The organism is Streptomyces sp. DvalAA-43, assembly GCF_900091725.1.
Classification (GTDB): domain Bacteria; phylum Actinomycetota; class Actinomycetes; order Streptomycetales; family Streptomycetaceae; genus Streptomyces; species Streptomyces pulveraceus.
Genome location: NZ_FMBW01000071.1, coordinates 88,842 through 107,003, shown reverse-complemented (window position 1 = coordinate 107,003; position 18,162 = coordinate 88,842). Strand labels below are relative to the sequence as shown.

11 protein-coding genes are annotated in these 18,162 nt (G+C 69.2%); 6 read left to right on the top strand and 5 right to left on the bottom strand.

What is annotated here, in order from left to right:
• The first annotated feature begins 402 nt into the window (after positions 1-402).
• From GA0115234_RS28730 to GA0115234_RS28725, 3 genes are read left to right on the top strand one after another with little or no spacing between them, the layout of a single operon-like run.
• Positions 403-2,346, top strand: coding sequence for a hypothetical protein (locus tag GA0115234_RS28730; protein WP_141718498.1), 1,944 nt, complete (start codon positions 403-405; stop codon positions 2,344-2,346).
• Positions 2,339-3,298 carry a hypothetical protein gene (locus GA0115234_RS41940; protein ID WP_141718497.1) on the top strand — a complete coding sequence of 320 codons (960 nt, stop codon included), beginning with the start codon at positions 2,339-2,341 and terminating at the stop codon, positions 3,296-3,298. The genes GA0115234_RS28730 and GA0115234_RS41940 overlap by 8 nt, the downstream gene beginning before the upstream one ends.
• Positions 3,295-8,667, top strand: coding sequence for a DEAD/DEAH box helicase (locus tag GA0115234_RS28725; RefSeq protein ID WP_161275691.1), 5,373 nt, complete (start codon positions 3,295-3,297; stop codon positions 8,665-8,667). Before GA0115234_RS41940 ends, GA0115234_RS28725 begins: the two co-directional genes overlap by 4 nt.
• A gap of 48 nt (positions 8,668-8,715) precedes the next feature.
• On the opposite strand, the gene GA0115234_RS43845 is transcribed toward GA0115234_RS28725, so the two are convergent.
• The 4 genes from GA0115234_RS43845 to GA0115234_RS28710 form a co-directional block, all read right to left on the bottom strand.
• Entirely contained in the window at positions 8,716-9,000 is a 285-nt protein-coding gene (locus GA0115234_RS43845; RefSeq protein WP_370804591.1) for a DUF6444 domain-containing protein, read from the bottom strand.
• A gap of 721 nt (positions 9,001-9,721) precedes the next feature.
• Positions 9,722-9,931, bottom strand: coding sequence for a hypothetical protein (locus GA0115234_RS28720; protein WP_093547519.1), 210 nt, complete (start codon positions 9,929-9,931; stop codon positions 9,722-9,724).
• 23 nt (positions 9,932-9,954) lie between these two features.
• Positions 9,955-11,865, bottom strand: coding sequence for a type I restriction-modification system subunit M/S (locus GA0115234_RS28715; protein ID WP_161275690.1), 1,911 nt, complete (start codon positions 11,863-11,865; stop codon positions 9,955-9,957).
• A gap of 722 nt (positions 11,866-12,587) precedes the next feature.
• On the bottom strand, positions 12,588-13,268 hold the full coding sequence (locus GA0115234_RS28710; RefSeq protein ID WP_176729298.1) for a phosphotransferase: 681 nt from the start codon (positions 13,266-13,268) through the stop codon (positions 12,588-12,590).
• A 194-nt stretch (positions 13,269-13,462) separates the two neighbouring features.
• Between GA0115234_RS28710 and GA0115234_RS28705 the strand changes: the two genes are divergently transcribed.
• The 3 genes from GA0115234_RS28705 (at position 13,463) to GA0115234_RS41935 (ending at position 16,381) form a co-directional block, all read left to right on the top strand.
• Positions 13,463-14,824 carry an alpha-lytic protease prodomain-containing protein gene (locus tag GA0115234_RS28705; RefSeq protein ID WP_093547514.1) on the top strand — a complete coding sequence of 454 codons (1,362 nt, stop codon included), beginning with the start codon at positions 13,463-13,465 and terminating at the stop codon, positions 14,822-14,824.
• 232 nt (positions 14,825-15,056) lie between these two features.
• On the top strand, positions 15,057-15,899 hold the full coding sequence (locus tag GA0115234_RS28700) for a dioxygenase family protein (protein WP_093547512.1): 843 nt from the start codon (positions 15,057-15,059) through the stop codon (positions 15,897-15,899).
• A 263-nt stretch (positions 15,900-16,162) separates the two neighbouring features.
• Positions 16,163-16,381, top strand: a complete 219-nt coding sequence (locus GA0115234_RS41935; protein ID WP_141718496.1) for a hypothetical protein — start codon at positions 16,163-16,165, stop codon at positions 16,379-16,381.
• Here the strand turns inward: GA0115234_RS41935 and GA0115234_RS28695 are convergent.
• Complete coding sequence (locus GA0115234_RS28695; protein ID WP_093547510.1) at positions 16,344-18,038, bottom strand: bifunctional 3'-5' exonuclease/DNA polymerase; 1,695 nt, start codon at positions 18,036-18,038, stop codon at positions 16,344-16,346. The genes GA0115234_RS41935 and GA0115234_RS28695 overlap by 38 nt on opposite strands.
• Between the last annotated feature and the right edge of the window lie 124 nt (positions 18,039-18,162).

Sequence of the window (18,162 nt, the reverse complement as noted above, 5' to 3'; positions counted from 1 at the left end):
ACCTCTCAAGGGTGGCGTGACTTCTTGCTGACGGCCGAGCCGGAAAGCCAGAGCTAAGGAAATCCTCCTATCATCCATCGGCGCGGTGACATCCGCAGGCCTTTTGAACAATCACAAAGCAGCCTGGCGTCACCTCCCACCCAGAAACCCGGTAACTATGAACCGACAGCTGCGAGGTGATAAATCTGTGGCGTGCTGTCTGCTCATCAGCATGATTTCGTGAGGTGGGGGGCTGTTCATGCACGTGCGCAAGGTTGTTGTGCTGCCTGCGCGAAGCCGGGCGGCAGGTTCAGCCGCCGGGGCCAGCCCCCGTCACGGAGCAGGCCGATGAGTGCGCGGTCCGGCAATCACCCTTCGAGTTACTGGGCTGCATTCGAATGGTGGCAGGCCCGCCTGGCCAGTGTGTTCTTCGGCGAGCACCGGAGGGGTACTCCGGTCCTTTTCTTCATCGACAAAGCAGAGCTACTCACCCTCCGGGGGGAAGATGAGGTCGAAGAGCTCGGCACCGCAGTGAGCTCCGCACTCGCCTGGCACGGGAACCCGTACACGCCAGTCGTCGACCGCTGCCGAACCTGGAGGCTTGGGAAGCGCGAGGATCCACCCCCCTGCCTGCCGCTCCTCGCGGCGACAGTCCTGGCAGCTGCAAACATGCGGCGGAACGAACGGGGAGTCGGGGCTCCCGCGTACTACGCGCGCCTCGCTGAAGTGCTCCAGCCCCCCTGGGGCGGCGATCGGCACCGGAAGCCACTTGAGAACTACTACAGCGCCGTCGTTGACCAGTGGGGCTACCTGGACGAATGGCTCCGGGAGCAGGCCGGGGGGCGTGGTCTCAGCACGATCAAAGAGAACCCCACGCTCCGGAAGATTGGCTACGCCCAGTCCCAGGCGCTGGTCAGGGCCTCCGATCACACGGCCCTGATCCGGTTCTTCGAGGCATCCCATGTGTCCCCCGGGCAGCCGGCGGACGGTGCGTGGCTGCTGGAGAAGCTCAAGGGGTGGAGCGTCATCAACCCAAAGGGCCTGTCCCAGAGGCTTCGCCAGGCGCTTGATTCCCAGACCGAGAGCCGTCTCCTGGAGCCTTTGCTGGCCACGCTGCTGGAGGGCTGGGACGGGACCGCCGCGCACGGCTGTATCGACGGTGGCCTGCTCCCCGTGTCCCTGCGCGTGGTGCTCGAAGAGGACTTCATGGGGTGGGAGGTGCGCTGGCACGCGGAGGCCGTGGGCGGCGTGGCCCGCGACTCCCTCCAGCACCCCGGCGGAACGCTGGAACTCGCTTCGGGTGCCTCGGATCAGGCGTACGCGCTCTCAGGGGCGATACCCGTTGTGGCACAGGCTCTCCAGCACGGGTTCACCGCACGAGGGGCGAAGACGGCCGTACGGATCGAACGTGGCCGCGATGTCCTGGCCCTGCGCGAAGACCCGGTCGCCGGAGGCTGGACGGATACGGACGTGCTGACCGTCTTCGAGCCCTACACATTCCTGTTCACCAAATCCGGCCAGAGTCGGCTTCAGAGGCTCCTGACTGATACGGGCCATCGGTGGTACCAGCCTGGAGCCGCCCCGCTTCAGGGCTGGCACATCACTCCCGAGCTGCAGTTCACCGACGAGTCGGTGCTGACAGCCGCTCTGTCACGATCCGGTATTCAGAACATCCGCCATGTCCCGGGCCACCGACTGAGCCTGCGCAACGGACTGCGCGTGCAGAAGGAATGGAACCACCGTTCGCTGTTCCTGCTGGGCGGGGAGCCCGATGTGATGGTTCCCCAGGAGTTCCGCGAGCCCGGACTGGTCACTCTGGACGGTCAGCCCCTGCTCGTCCCCGCCGACGGCCTGGTGGTGTTGCGCGGTAAAGACTTGGCTCCAGGCCGACACGTGCTCACCGCCGGCGGCGCGGAGGCTGACTTCTACCTGGATCAGGGGGCGGAGCCCCAGGCAGGCCATCCGGTTGGCTCTGCTTCCGGTACGCCCTCCGGCAGCGTTACCGTCCCGCTGGACGGAGACGCGCGCTTCCTTACGGCGCGAGGACACTTCCTCACTATCCGGCGTCCGCAGGAGCCCGCGTGGTGGAAGGATCGCGCCCCGGTCCTCGGTGGCGGCGGGATAGCACGCGTACCCGTCCCTCCCGAGGCCGTGTGGCTGGTGGTCATTTCCGCGACCGGGGCACCTGCCGTCACGTTGCTGCGGTCACAGGATCCGGACTTCGGAACCCTGAGCCGGGCCGCCAAGGACTTCTGGAGCAAGATCGCTCTGTTCGGCCTGACAGGGGCCCCCCACGCCACCTTGTGGAAGCGCTACAGGGAAGCCGCCCTGAGTCAGTTCCCGCGAGGGGGATTCACGCGTGTTTGAGCCGGACTTCTTCATTTCCTGGATGGCGGAGCAAGGCACCGGATCCCTTCGCACGCTCATCCGTGACGCGTCATGGGCCAGCGGCCACGAGAGGAAGCCCGTCACCCAGTGGCTCAGCCGCATCGAGGCGCTCGGCATCGTCACCATCGACTGGCGCGGCGACCAGTGGCGCACGAACCCCTGCGAGGTCACCGACCTGCCCGGGAACACCCAGACCGCCGTGCTCACCGGCGCCCGGCCCACCGACCCGGACTTCTACAGGAAGCACGGGGCGGTGGCCATGCCGCAACAGCATGAGCAGTCCGGGATACCGCTGCCAGCGGCCCTGTGGCTGCAGTACACGGAGCCGTCCCGCCTCCACGAGTTCGCCGCGGTTGTCAGCGCTACGGTCGTCCCTTGCGCGGCTGAGTCTGCTTCCCGGTCCCTCAGCGCGTTCGCCCCGGGGACGGAGATGGCTCCACCGGCACCCGACAACGTGGCCGAACTGCTCGATCCCCTCACCGGCCGGTTCCGCCCCGTGGGTCTCCTCGGCCGCAGGCCCGTACCCGGCCTGTACAAGTACAAGCAGTTCGGCCGGATGGACCGCTACGCGCTCCTGTGCGAGCCTCCCCGCCAGGCGGCGCCGGGCCTCCATACCCGCGTCCTTCCCCCGGAGCGGACCTGGCATAGCGTCGACCGCAGGGCCGGCATCCACCACGCCCTCCGTCCGTCAGTACTCCCCCTGCGGTGGAAGGCTGATCATCCCGTTCGGGGGCAGGCAGGACGCAATGCTCTGGGACGCCTGACCGCCGATCGCAAGACTTCCCTGCCCTTGGCTCAGGAACGCACAGCCGTCCTATGCACAGGGCTCGCGAGCCTGCGTACGGCGAACACGGAGCACTACGACGGAGTCCCCTTCTTCATCGCCGAGCGCATCGCCCACACTCTGCACCGCCGCCTGGAGACCGCATGAGCATGCCCCTGTCTGGCCTGGACGCCTTCGCCACGCACAAAGCCCTGGTCGACGCCTACCTGCGCTACTACGACACCGCCTTCCGGCTCCGCGACGACGCCCTCCAGGCCGAGCGCCGGGCCCTGCTCGATCAGCCCGGCGGTGTCTTCGCCGACCCGTTCGTCGAGCTCCGGCCCGAGTACGGCCTCACAGGGCACAGCATCGCCGAGTCGGCCAAGGCCGCCGGCGCCCCCGCCGAACTGGCGGGATTCGCCGAGCGCGGGCTCTTCGAGGAGGGCATGCAGCTCTACACCCACCAGGAACGGGCTCTGGCGAGCACGATGGCCGCCGGGCGGAACGCGGTGATCACTGCGGGCACCGGATCCGGGAAGACCGAAGCGTTCCTCCTGCCCATTCTGGCCGATCTGCTGCGCGAGTCAGTGGATTGGAAGGGGGCCCCCGCCGTACTCAACCGGTGGTGGGAGCGGGCTTCTACGGACTACCGCCCGCAGCGGGAGGGCGAGACCGGGCACGCCCCCGCAGTCCGGGCGATGATCCTCTACCCGATGAACGCACTCGTCGACGACCAGCTCGTCAGGCTCAGGCGCGCCCTGGACAGCGACCTGGTCCGCGAGTGGCTTGAAGAGCACCGGCAGGGCCACCGCTTCTACTTCGGGCGCTTCACCGGCAGCACCCCCGTCACCGGAGGCCCGGACCAGCGCTTCGCCGTCGACGAGCTACGCACCTACCTAAAGACCACCGCCGCCCGCAGCGAGCGAGCCCGCAAGGCCGCCGAGGAGAGTGGCAAGGAGGACGTTCGCTACTTCGCCCCCCGCCTGGACGGAGCGGAGATGCGCAGCCGGTGGGACATGTACCACGCGTCCCCCGACATCTTGATCACGAACTACTCCATGCTCAACGTGATGCTCCAGCGCAGCCGCGACGAGGACTTCTTCCGCAGCACGGAACAGTGGCTGGACTCGTACGACGACGCCCGGTTCACCCTGGTGTTGGACGAGCTCCACATGTACCGCGGGACGCAGGGCACCGAGACCGCGTACCTGATCCGCAATCTCGTGCACCGGCTCGGCCTGAGCCGACGCCCCGAGAAGCTCCGCATCCTCGCCGCATCCGCCTCGCTGGACGAGACCCGCGATACGGACCGCCTCTTCCTCCAGGAGTTCTTCGCCGCGGACGAAGGCTCCTTCCACTTCATCCCCGGAGAGGCCGCGCCCCGCGCCCAGGGCCCCGAGAACATCTCCGCGGCGGCCGCCCAGCTGGCGGAGTACTCCCGTACGAAACCCGATCCAGTTGAGGCCGCCCAGCTGCTCGCCACGACCCGCGCGGCGGACGCGCTGGCCAGCGCGCTTGGCGCCGGATCGAGCGCGCCCTCCGCCCCGTCGATGGCCGCCGCCTCCCTAGCCAGGAAGCTCTTCCCTGCCAACAGCAAGGAGGAAGCCGACCTGGCCCTGCACGGCACGGCGACCGCCATCCGCGCTGCGGCGGCTGCCGGAGCCAGTAGTCTGCCCCGGATCCGTATCCACCTCTTCTTCCGCAACGTCGCGGGAATGTGGGCCTGCACCGACCGCCAGTGCCCTGAGGTTCCCACCCCGCTCATGCACTCCGAACGATTCGTCGGCAGGATCTACTCCGTCCCGCGCGCGTCCTGCGACTGCGGCGCCCGTGTCCTGGAGCTGCTCTACTGCCAGTCCTGTGGTGAGGCGATGTTCGGCGGCTACGCCCCTCAGAACGCCACCGGAGGCAATCTCTTCAATTCTGTCCTGCTCCCCGACAGCCCCGACCTCTCCCGGGTTCCCGACCAGACGGGCAAGGAGCGCACGGCGGCCAACTACGTCGTCTATTGGCCGTCCACGAAGCCCCAGCGCGCTGACGACGACGCCGAGTGGAGCGCGGACAAGGGCAGTGTCACCTTCGCCTTCCGGCGCAGCGTCTACGATCCGGCCAGCGGACACCTGCGCAACCGGGAAGCCGGTTTCACCGGCTGGACCTTCCACGTAAGCACTCCTGCAGACAAGAAGACCGGCCAGTCCAGGCTCGCCCTCTCCTCCCTCCCGCCCTTCCCCACCCGCAGCCCCTGCTGCGGAGCCGACTGGGAGCGCCGCTACGCCAAGGACCGCACGCGCAGGCCCATCACGGACCCCGTACGGCTGACCTCGCCCGTACGGACGATGAGGACCGGTTTCGAGAAGATCAACCAGGTGCTGTCGGACGAGCTGGCTGAGCAGTTCACCGACCCCGCCGAACGCAAGCTGATCGTCTTCACCGACAGTCGGCAGGACGCCGCGAAGCTCTCTGCGGGCATGGAGCTGCGCCACTACCAGGACCTCGTCCGTCTCCTCGCCCTGGACGAACTCGGAAAGTCCGCCGCCATCGCCGAGGACGTCGCCGCCGTCCGTGATGCGGGAGGAGCACAGTCGCCAGACATTGCCGACGCCATCGAGCGCCTCCGCACGCGGAACAAGAACGATCTGAGTGCCCTGCGTCTGGCACTGATGGACGGCGACGAACACGCCGCAGCCGCGGCGGGAGAACGGCTCTCCTCCCCTCCGACGCTCGACTCCCTGGCCAAGGTGCACGTCAACACGCGTTTGCTCTCCCTGGGAGTCAACCCCGCCGGCCCAAAACCGAGTGTGCAGCGTGTCCAGAACCAGCCCTGGCACGAGCTCTTCGACTGGGAGCAGCAGCCTCCCGCACTCCAGGCGAACACCTCGGACGCGGCGCAGGCCGCCCTCAGCTCTGAAGACGGCCTCCTGGAGAACACCCTCGAAGCCTTGTTCTCCGGCGCTGGCCGCGACATCGAGTCGCTCGGCCTGGGCTCGGTCACCCCTGCGCCAGCCACACCGGACCGCGACGGCCTCGGCCGAGCGAGCCTTCGGATCCTCGCCGAACTCCGCCGCTTCACCAGTCTCCGCGAAGGCAGGGACAAGCCCCCGCCACGGCTCAAGGAATTCTGGGCAGGCGTCGCCGAACGTCAGGGCATGCATCCCGACGACGTACAGGCTGCGGCGGAAGCCGCCTGGGGCAGCGGCACCGTACGCGACTACCTCATCGACCCGAGGAAGACGGCTGTACAGCCCTCTCCTGGCCACTCCTGGACGTGCACCCACTGCGGACGCCGTCACCTCACGCCGAGCGCCGGAACCTGCACGCGGTGCCGCAGCCAGCTCCTCACCCATTCGGCGCCCGACGCAAACCCCGAGGCGAGCGACTACTACGCCTGGAAGGCCGCCAGCGGCCGCGCCGCCTTCCGCCTGAACTGCGCCGAGCTGACGGGGCAGACCGATCGCCTCGATGCCCAGTCACGCCAGGCCCGCTTCCAGCAGGTCTTCCTCAACGACCCGCCTGAGGTTCCGCTCGTGCACGGGATCGACCTTCTGTCGGTCACCACCACGATGGAAGCCGGCGTAGACATCGGGCCGCTCTCCGCAGTCCTGATGGCCAACATGCCGCCGAGCCGCTTCAACTACCAGCAGCGGGTCGGACGCGCGGGCCGCCGCTCCTCTCCCGTGGCGGCCGCCCTCACGGTCTGCCGGGGACGCAGCCACGACGAGCACTATTTCGCGAACCCGTCGTCCATCACCAACGACCCCACGCCCCCGCCCTATCTCACCCTCGAGCGTCCGGAGATCCTGGAACGGGCCATGGCCGCCGAGGTTCTGCGCCTCGCGTTCCGCGGCCTCGACACCCATGGCGGCTCGGGCAGCGTGCACGGCGAGTTCGGCAAGGCCAGGGACTGGGCTGCCGCCCTGCCTGACGTACGGGACTGGCTCGACCAGCAGAGCAGCGTTCTGGCCGCGACGGCACAGGCCCTCACCGCCTTCACCCCGCTCCAGTCCGCCGACCTCCTCGGAAGCCAGTGGCGGGAAAAGCTGCTGCGCCGCATCACCGAGGTGGCCGCTATGCCCGCAGGCGCCGAGGAGCTCAGCGAGCGGCTGGCGCATGCGGGCGTGCTGCCCATGTTCGGCTTCCCGACCCGCGTCCGGCAGCTCTACCTGGACGTCCCGCAGAAGAGGTTCCCGTGGCCGCCCGGCAACACCATCGACCGTGACATTGCCATGTCCGTCTCACAGTTCGCACCGGGCAGCGAGGTGGTCAAGGACGGCAAGGTTTACACCGTCACCGGCATCACCGATTTCGAGCCCATGCCCAGGGGCGTGAGGCCCGTCGCGGAACCACTGGAACACCCCCGGATCGTGGGCCTGTGCCGCGTCTGCAACCACGTCGAGAAGACGCCGTCCAGCAGCGAGGGCACCTGCCCGACCTGCGAGGCCGACGACTACGACGTCGTTGACCTGCGGGAACCCGCCGGGTTCCGGGCCAGTGCTCCGCGCGACTTCGACGGGGTCTTCGCCTGGACTCCGAACACGGTCTCGTCCCGGGCAGCCGCGAACCTCTTGACCCTCCGCTTCGCCTCCTGGGAGGAAGCACACGTCTACTCCGGACCGGGCGAGCGGTACATCATCAACGACAACAACGGCGACCTGTTCTCATTGCGCCGCGCAGCGGGCCCCTGGGGTGGGTACCTCGCCACAGGAATGAACACCGGCGACCAGCAGCAGGTGGCCCTGGGTGCCGTCCTGCCCACGGACTTCTTCTTCCTCGGCCCGGTTTCCGCTGTCGACGAGGCTCACAGCTACCGGCTCAACCTCACCCCTACTGCCCCCGCCTACGGCGGCGACATCAGCCAGGGCAGGCGGGCCGCCTGGTACTCGCTCGCGTTCCTCCTGCGCAGCGCTGCCGCCCAGTTCCTCGATGTCGGCCGACAGGAACTGCTGGCCGGAATCCACGCCGGACCGCACCCAGACGGCCCTGTCGCCTACGCCTTCCTGGCCGATGCCCTGGAGAACGGTGCGGGCTTCAGCACGCACCTCGGCAGCCCGCAGGTGATCGCCGAGTTCATGCAGGCCGTCCATACCTACCTGGACGCGCTGAGGCAGACCGAGCACGCGGGAATCTGCACCTCCTCGTGCCCCCGCTGCCTGCGCGACTACTCGAACATGGCCTACCACTCCCTACTCGATTGGCGGCTCGCCGGTGACCTGCTGACTGTCCTGTCAGGCGGTCTCGCCAGCACCTCCGCCGACCGCGCCCGCCGGTCCCTGACCGGCCTCCAGAAGATGTTGAAGGGCACCCTCCTCAACGGGGATCTGCCCGGATTGGCCTTCGCCTCGGGCGGGGGCCTGCGCCACGCCGTGGTGGCGAAGCATCCGCTCCACATGTGCGAAATGGACGCGGTGAGCACCGACCTCCAGCCCGCGCTGGATGCCGCGCTTGAGTACACGCAAGACGCGGGTCGGATCGTCGTCGCAGACTGGTTCACCTTGGAGAAGAGCCCCATGCAGATCATCGAGCAGCTCCAGGGACTCTGAACGGTCCAGTTCCGCACATCATGCACGCAGCGGACGGGGGCGCCCCTCTCATCGGGGGAACCTCACTCGGTCATTGTCGCCAGCCCCGGGCTGACGGTCCCTCTTGCGTCTGCTCCTGGGTGCCGCCTTCTTCTCCGGCCGCCCGAAATTGTCCGACGAGGGCGGCATCGAGGAGTTGCCCGAGTTGAGGCCAAGACGCCGCTCCAGCTCCGACAGCCGCGCGGTCAACCGCTCATTGGCCGCTGCCAACTCCTCGGATAGGGTGACTGTAGGAGTGCGACAAAGCAGCTTCCAGGTCACGCCGAGCCCACTGCGACCGGTCTCGGTGGCCATTCGGTGGCCGGACGCCTTTGGACGTTGCATCACGGGGTGGCACCGGTCAACATGTTGGACGTGCTCTGATCAGGCAGAACATCACCGGGCAGCACGACGAGGCACCACGCAACACGATCGCTCATGGTCTCGTAATGCGTAGGTCTCGGGTTCGAATCCCGAAGGCGGCTCTGTGGAAGCCTCAGGACTCACTCGCCGTGACCTGGGGCTTTTGCTTTTTGCGTGGTCACTCGGCGTATGGGGTGACGGAGGCTCCGAGACTTCTTGTCCGAGCGGTGCGTGAGCGGAGGGGCGGAGAGGCTCTGTCGGCCACATCGGAGGGGCAAAAGCCTTACACACGGGAGCAACGCGGTAGGTGTCGGGTTCGAATCCCGAAGGTGGCTCTGCTGAAACCTCAGGTCGGGGATATTTCTGACCTGAGGTTTCTTGTTCCGGTTGTCCTGCTATCTAACCTAATTGGGCCGCGTGAGCGATGCGTGAGCGAACTGATCGGTGCTGTTGGACCAGGCGTCACGGCGCAGCGGACACTGGCCAGGTAGGGCTGGATGGAACGCGATCGCTGATCACTGCCCAGCATGATCTGGCTAGCCCCGTAACGCGTAGGCCTCGGGTTCGAATCCCTAAGGCGGTTCCGAGAAGGACCGGGTCAGAAAGTATCTGCCCCGGTCCTTTCTTGTGTGCTCGCAGTGCTCGGGCTTCCCCGGCCGCAGTAGCTGCCCTGTTATCGCCGCAGGTACTGCAGCACGGTGAGACCGAGACCCATGACCGTGGCGCATGCGGTGCCAGAGGCGGCGAGGGAACCGGCGATGCCGATGCCGATGGTGTGCATGAGGATCCCCGTGGTCTGGCCGACGCATGTAGAGAAGAGGACGACGATGAGTACCAGGAGAAGGCGCGCGGGCTGGGGCGTGGTCTGGTTGCCGGTGTTCATGGGCTGGTTTTCCTTCTCGTGCTTCAGCGGGCGGGGGCGAACAGGTAGGCGGCCATCAGCGTGCGGGCTTCGGCGGCTTTGGCAGCCAGCTCACGGTGGGCGCGGACCTGGTGGTCCTGGGCGTGGAGGAGCGCCACGATGTGCAGCTGGACCGGAAGCGGCGGAAGGGCGACCTCGATGCTGCGGAGCACATCGGTGGAGACCGAAGGGACGGCAGTGGACGCCGCACGGTCCCTGATCCGGTTCATCACCTCGTCCTGGCCCAGGGCGAGGTGCAGGAACTCGGGCACGATCTGGTCTGTGTGAACACAGCGGATTCGGGCCACGTTGCCGCTCATCAGGAAGCCGCTCTGGTCGGGTTGTACGAGCGCGGGCCGGCGGGCGGCCCCTGCGCGGGCGAGAACGATGTCGCCACCGAGCAGGCGATGTTTCTGGTGGAGTTCGACGAGCTGTTCACTGACGAGCCGTTCGGCATCGGGCATGATGCGGCCTTCCCGGAGCTGCCGGGGAAATACGGCCTGTATCTCGCGGGGTTCGGTGGAATGCCGGGCGTAGGCATGGTTGAACTTGGCGCCCGCCTGGACGTCACAGAACTCACCCAGGGGCACGGAACACCAGGTCGCGTCGCGGAGTGAGGCGTATGAAGCATCCTGGGTGTGTACGCCTGCCATCTGGTCTGCGTACCTGCAGCGGTCGGTCAACAGGTTCACCTCGGCGAGCTGCCGACGCACGGAGGTACGAGATGCTTCCGGGGCGTCCGGTCGGATGTGGTCGCGTGGGTTGAGCGAGTAGTCGGGTGCTGAGGCGCTCAGCACGGTGGAGTCGACCAAGGCGTACGGAAGTGAGGGTTCCGCCCCCTCGCTCGCGGCACGGTACGCCGCGAGCACGGCCTGTACGTCGGTCTCTTCCAGTACGCGTCGGCCGCCGGTCTGCCGGCCGAGGTGCTGAGCGTCGAGGAAGAGCACGCGGTCGCACTTGTCGGATGGGTGGCGGAGGAGCCACAGCATCACGGGGACCTTGGTCGAGGTGAACAACCGGTCGGGGAGCGCGATCGCGGCCTCGAACACACCGCTCAGCAGTATTTGCCCACGGATTTCGCGTTCGGCCCGGTTGAGGGAGTTCCCCGCCTTGCTCGGCATGACGACAACGGCCCGACCGCCCTCTTCGAGCTGCTCGATGCAGTGCTGGAGGTAGGCGTACGTGGCCACCTCGTGCGGAGGAGGACCATAGGGCCACGAACCGATTCGTCGCTGCGGGGTGTCCCGGTCGACCCTCGTGTTGAACGGCGGGTTGGTCAGCACGAGGTCCGCCTTGCCCGGCGTACTCGCGCGGTCACGCCAGGGTTCGAGAGCCGTGCACCGGATCGAGGGGGAAACGGCCCCGATCAGGGCCAGCCGGAGCACGGCCAGGAGCAGCGTCGCCTGAACGGCGGCCCGTCCGCGGAACGTGAGCCGGGAAGGCAGGGCGGCCGGGAACTCGCCTCCACGCAGATAGGGGTCGTACGCGGTGCGCGGATTTCCGGGGTGGCTCGCAAGAGCCAGGGCCGCGCCCAGTTCGGCCACGCCTCGGGGAGTGAAGAAGTGACGCGCCTGAGGGCGGACCAGGGATTCGTACTGAGCGATCACGTCGTGGACGATGTCGTCGGGGGTCTGCTCGACAGCACGCATGAGGTCTCGCAGTTCGTCGCACGAGAGGAACCGCAGGCCGTCGAACGAGGGGGTGACCGTCACGTTGTACCGGGCCCGTCGCAGCACCTGTTCCGTCCGGATCCGGATCTCCTCCAGTAGCACCAGGCTCGTGGTGCTTCGTTCCTCCGCCCTCGCACGTAGGCGCCCCCACGGGCTGTTTCCGCGCAGCAGCAGGAGCGCGAGGAGCAGAGCGGTGAAGTCGAGGAGCCGCTCGGGGTGTTCGGCCTTCACCGGCAAGGCACGCATGAACGCGAGGATGTGCTGCTTTCCGGAGTGTGGTGTGTTCTTCCCCGCACGGCCCTGCCGAGCGGGGCGGTCCGGACTGTGCGGTGCTGCTGGGCGCTGTTCATCGCTCTGCGTGCTCGGCAGCCCGTGAGATTTACGCAGCCGTGCGCCGTAGGTGGCGTCGTCGCCCTCTTCGGACGTTCGGCAGCGGGCGGGTACGAGACGCTGGTCGAACCAGTGGACGACTTGTTCCGGGTCGTAATAGTCCGTATCCCCTACGCGGATGGGCTGGGGAGCGTCCTTCGGGGACCGGCTTCTCATCCGGGTGAGACTGGCGCGGTTCATCCCGAGCCGCTCTGTGAGCTCTTTGCTGGACAGCAGCCCATGGACGTCTACCTTGCGTTCGGCAGGACTCTGCATCGTTTCCCTACCCCTTCGGTAACTTGCGTGCTGGTGATCCCTGGTGAGGGGAAGTTAGCGAGTCCGGGCCAGGAGACGCAGGTGCGTACTCCGATGGATCATCTGTGATGACGAGGGGAAACAAGGCTCGTCGAGTGCCATCCCATGTCTATGACCTGCATGTTTTAGTTCATCGCAAGCGAGAATCGCTGACAAGGGGTTGTCATGTGGAGTTCTCTGATTTCTCTGTCCGAAGAAGTTGACTCGCTAACCCGGCGGTGCGGTACGGGACGGGATGGGCCGGGGTATGAATCCCTGGTCGTCCACCTGCCGGAATCGCAGGCTCAGGCGGTCAGTTCCGTGACCAAGGACGCCGCCCGGCCGATGAGGGCCACCTCGTGCGGGCTCATCGTCGGATTGGCGGCCCGGCGCGTGGCCGCCTCGGCGAGGTGGGGGGCGGGGATGCCGCCGGACGCGGAGAGGTGCGGCACCAGGGCGTCCAGCAGGGCGCGGGCACCCGCCGACGCGGGGGACCGGGGGTCGACCGCGACCTGAGCCAGGATCAGGGACGACATGGCGCGGTCCTCTGCCGGTGCGCCCTCCGTGGTGTTGCTCCAGTCGATCACCACCGGGCCCCGGTCCGTCAGCATCACATTGCCCGGGTGCAGGTCGAGGTGGAGGATCCGGTCCTCGGGGTGCGGGGAGAGCCGGGCCGGGACGGTGTGCAGCTCGGCGAGGAGACCGGCCAGCAGGGCGCCCGCGTCGGCCGCCGACAGGGCGCCGCTCAGCAGGGAGTCCAGCATCGTCGGGCCGGTCAGCCGTTGCAGCACCAGGTCGCAGGGTGGTGTCGAGGCGTCCCGGGGGCCCAGACGAGGGACCGGGTAGCCGTGTGCGCCGAGGTAGGACATGACCATCCATTCGGGAGTGGCGTCCATGCCGTCGCGGTATCGCCGCAGGACCCACTTCTCATCGAGTGCGTACACATCGGCTGATCGTCCGGCTCCCAGCAGCTCACCTATTCGCATGGGGCGAACCTACGGGGATCGGTGGCAGATGTGGATGTCCGCGGCCCGACTGCGCGGCGGGCGGCCCGTCGTCGCCGGTCGGGGACCCCATAACGTGAAGTGAGGGGGCGGACGGGATCTCCTGGGGATGACGTGTACGCGGCTACCTTGGCGGCAATTCCCCCGAAGTCAAGGAGAGTTCCGTGGAGAGATCCATGCTCCGCAGACGCGCCCTGGCCGCGTGTACCGCCACCGTCGCCGTCGGTGTGCTCGCGCTGGCAGGCCTGACCGGCAACGCGTCCGCCGATCCGGCTCCCCATCTCCGCACCCCCACCGCCACGGGCGCCGAGCAGCTCTCGCCCGGTCTGCTGGCGGCCATGCGACGCGACCTCGGGCTGACCGCCGCCGAGGCGCGCAGCCGGATCGGCCACGAGACCCGGGCGGCGGTCGTCGCCGCGGGGCTGAAGCGCTCCCTCGGCGCCGATTTCGCCGGTGCCCGGGTGAGCGGTGACGACGCGGCCCTGACCGTGGCCACCACCGACGTCGCGGATGCCGCCCGGATCCGCGAGGCCGGTGCCAGGCCCGTCGTCGTCGAGCACAGTCAGGCCGAACTCGACTCGGCCAAGGCCGCGTTGGACCGGGTGGCGCTGCACCGGGCACCGAAGGGCGTGCCCGTCTGGTACGTCGATGTGGCAAGCAACCGGGTCGTCCTGGAGGCCGCCCGCGCCTCGGCCGCCGACGCGTTCCTCGCCGGTGCGGGGGTGCCGCGTGAGGTGGTGGCGGTGCGTCAAGCGGGGGCCGCGCCGCGTACGTTCACGGATCTGCGGGGCGGTGACGCGTACTACATGAACGGCTCGGGGCGCTGCTCCATCGGCTTCCCGGTCAAGCGGGGCAGCAGCCAGTCCGGCTTCGTCAGCGCCGGTCACTGCGGAACGCCCGGGGTCAGCACCAGCGGCTACAACCAGCAGGCGCAGGGCTCCTTCCAGGGCTCCACCTTCCCCGGCCGCGACTACTCCTGGGTCGCCACCAACACCAGCTGGACGCCGCGCGCCCTGGTGAACGGTTACGGCCAGGGCGATGTGACGGTCACCGGGTCCACCGAGGCGCTGGAAGGGGCGTCGGTCTGCCGCTCCGGCTCGACGACCGGCTGGCACTGCGGGACGGTCCAGCAGCGCAACACCAGCGTCACGTACCAGGAAGGCACCGTCTCCGGGGTCACCCGCACCAATGTGTGCGCCGAACCCGGTGACTCCGGCGGGTCGTTCATCTCCGGCAGCCAGGCACAGGGCGTCACCTCCGGTGGCTCCGGCAACTGCTCCCAGGGCGGGACGACGTACTTCCAGCCGGTGAACCCGGCGCTCCAGGCGTACGGGCTCACGCTGGTCACCAACGGCACCCCGACCGACCCGCCCACCGACCCGCCGACCGAACCGGGCGGCAGCTGGGCGGCGGGCACGACGTACGCCGCGGGTGATGTCGTGACGTACGGCTCCGACAGCTACCGCTGCCTCCAGCCGCACCAGGCGCAGGCCGGCTGGACGCCGCCGAACGTGCCGGCCCTCTGGGAACGCATCTGAGGGCTGTCCCGCAGCGAGTCCGGTGGCCCCTTGCAGCTCCGGTCGCCCCTGTGGCGCCGGTGGTTCCGGCGGCTTCGGTGAGGCCGCCACGTCGACCGCGCCCGCCCGGCTTCCGCCCCGGCCTCCCGGCCGGGCGGCGCGCACCCGGCCCCAGCTCCCCGCGCTCTGTTCCTGCTCCCTGCTCCCTGCTCTGTGTCATGCACGTGCCCTTCCCCCACCCGAGGAATCAGCCATGACCCCAGAACCGACCGAAGGCTCCGGCGGCGACCGCCGGATCAGCCGCAAGACACTGCTCAAGGCGGCCCTCGTCGCCGGCACCGTACCGCTGCTCGCGGGCGGTGGCGTCGCGCTGGCCCGCGATGCCGGTACCGGCGGCAGGCCCGTGGCCCCCACGCCGAACTGCGACGACGGCGACGGCCCGACCCACGACCAGATCGAGGGGCCCTACTTCAAGCCCAACTCCCCGCTCCGTACGAGCCTGGTGACCGACAGCACGCCCGGCGTCCGGCTGACCGTGAGCGGCTATGTCTTCGGGCGGGCCTGCAAGCCCATCTCCGGAGTGCTGCTGGACTTCTGGCAGGCCGACACCAACGGCGCGTACGACATGAGCGGATTCGCCTTCCGCGGCCACCAGTTCAGCGATCAGTCGGGGGCCTTCAGCCTGACCACGATCGTGCCGGGGCTGTACCCGGGGCGTACCCGCCACATCCACGTCAAGGTCCAGGCGCCCGGCTCGGGCATCCTGACCACCCAGCTGTACTTCCCCGGCGAGCCGCGCAACAACACCGACTCCCTCTTCGACCCGGCGCTCCTGATGAACGTCCGGGACGCCGGTTCGGCGAAGCAGGGGACCTTCGACTTCGTCCTCGACGTCGCCCAGAGTCCGACCGATCCGCCCACCGACCCCACGGACCCGCCGACCGACCCGCCCGGCTCCACCTGGGCGGCCGGAACGCTCTACAGCGCGGGAGACCGCGTCACGTACGGCGGGGTCGCGTACCGCTGTCTGCAGGCGCACTCGGCCATGGCCGGCTGGGAACCGCCGAACGTCCCCGCGCTGTGGGAACGCGGGTAGACACGCAGCACAGCGGGGGCGTACCCCGCAGCGCGGGCGTGCCCCGGAGCGTTCCCTCGCGGGGCACGCGCCGCGCCGGGTCCGGGCTGGACGTGCTTCCGGCCCGGACCCCTGCCCGCCGCACGGCTCCCGGCCCCTCCCAGCTCCCGGCCCCTCCCGGTTCCCGGCAGGGGCCGGGAGGCGTGCGGCGGAGTAGCCTGGAGGCATACGGCTCCAGGTGAGCCGCCCGGATCGGCCTGCGCATCGAAGGGGGCCGGTATCGCATGGAAACCCTGGTCACTGTCGTGGTCGTCCTCGCGATGATCGCGATCGCGGCGTACGTCATTCATCTGCTCAATGCCCGGCACCGCCATCAGCATCTGCGCCCGGCGCACTACGACCACGGGCTGGCCGGGTTCGGCGAAGGGCCGGGCGCCGGTCCGGGGCCGGCGCCGGACAAGGGCCTCACTTCGCATCCGAATAGCGCTCCACCACCGCCGTAGTGAACGGAAAACGCACCGGCGTCTCACCGAAGGCGGTCCGCCCGGCCAGCTCGCCGGCCGCCCGGATCGCCGCCACCACGGCCTGGGCCTCCTCCTGGGGGCAGTGCACGATCACCTCGTCGTGCTGGAAGAAGACCAGCTCCGCCCGGAGCCCGGCGGTGTGGAGCGAGCGGCGCAGGGCGGCCAGGAGCAGCAGCGCCCAGTCGGCCGCGCTGCCCTGCACCACGAAGTTGCGGGTGAAGCGGCCGCGCGCGCGGGCGTTCGACGATGCGTAGCCGGGGGTGAACCCGTCGTCGCCGGGGGGCGGTTCGAGGCTCTCCTGCGGGATGCCGGCTTCCTCGCCCGCCCCGCTTCCCACGGCGGGAGGACTGGTCCGGCCCAGCCACGTCCGTACGAGGCGGCCTTCCTCGCCCGCCTTCGCGGCATCGTCGACATAGGCCACGGCCAGCGGGAATCTGCGCCGCAGAGCGGCCAGGTTCTTCAGGCCGTCGCCCGAGGTCTGGCCGTAGACCGCGCCCAGCAGCGCGAGCTTGGCGTGGTCCCGGTCGCCGTGGAACGCCCGGTCCGACAGCGCCGTGTACAGATCGCCGTCATGGCCCGCCACCTCCATCAGGCCGCGGTCGCGGGAGATCGCGGCGAGGACCCGGGGCTCCATCTGGTCGGCGTCCGCGACGACCAGGCGCCAGCCCTCGTCGGCGACGACCGCCTGCCGTATCACCTTGGGGATCTGGAGCGCCCCGCCGCCGTTGGTCGTCCAGCGGCCGCTGACCGTGCCGCCCGGCAGGTACTCGGGGCGGAAGCGGCCGTCGCGCACCCAGTCCTGGAGCCAGCCCCAGCCGTGCGCCGTCCAGATCCGGTACAGCTTCTTGTACTGGATGAGGGGGTCCACCGCCGGGTGGTCCAGCTCCGCCAACTCCCAGCGGCGGGTGGACTTCACCTTGATCCCGGCCTGCGCGAAGGCCTTCACCACGTCTGCCGGGAGATCGGGGCGGACCCGTCTGCCGAAGGCGGCCGAGACCTCGTCGGCCAGCTCGGCCAGCTTCCGGGGCTCGCCGCCGCCCGCGTACCGCTCGCCGAGCAGATCGTGGAGGACGTCCCGGTGGACGTCGGCGCGCCAGGGCAGACCGGATCTGTTCAGCTCGGCGGCGACCAGCATGCCGGCCGATTCGGAGGCCGTGAGCAGGCGCATTCTGTCCGGGTGCTCGGTGGTGTCGTGGCGGCGGAGCTGGTCGGCGTAGACGCGGAGGAGGTCGTCGAAGGGCAGCTGGGTGCCGGACGGGGGCTCGAACAGCGAGGACTGCGAGCCGGGCTCCGCCGAGCGGGGCGGCGGATCGGGGGGTACGGGGGCGTTGCTCAGGCGGGCGTGGGCGGCGGCCGCGGAGCGGGGCTCGCCGAGGCGGCCCTCATGGGCGAGGAGGAGGGATTCGGCGGCCTCGATGTCGTAGCAGCGGTCGACATGGACGCCGGCCGTGAGCAGGCGCGGGTAGATCTCGGCGGTGGACCGCCACACCCAGCGGGTGACGTCGGGGCGGGAGCGGACCGCCGCCACGAGGTCGGCCTCGGCCACGACCGGGGCGGCGGGCAGGCCGGTGGGGGCCAGCGGCGCGAGGAGGGCGCCGCCGGTCTCCGTCATGGCCAGAGCCCACCGTTCGGTCATGCCTTCGAGTCTGGCACCCGGCACTGACAACGAGCCTCGGCGCGCGGGACGGGCGCGGACGGCGGGCGGGGGAGGCCCGCCCCCGGCCCGCGGACGCCGGGGAGGGCGCCGGGACCGGGGGAGG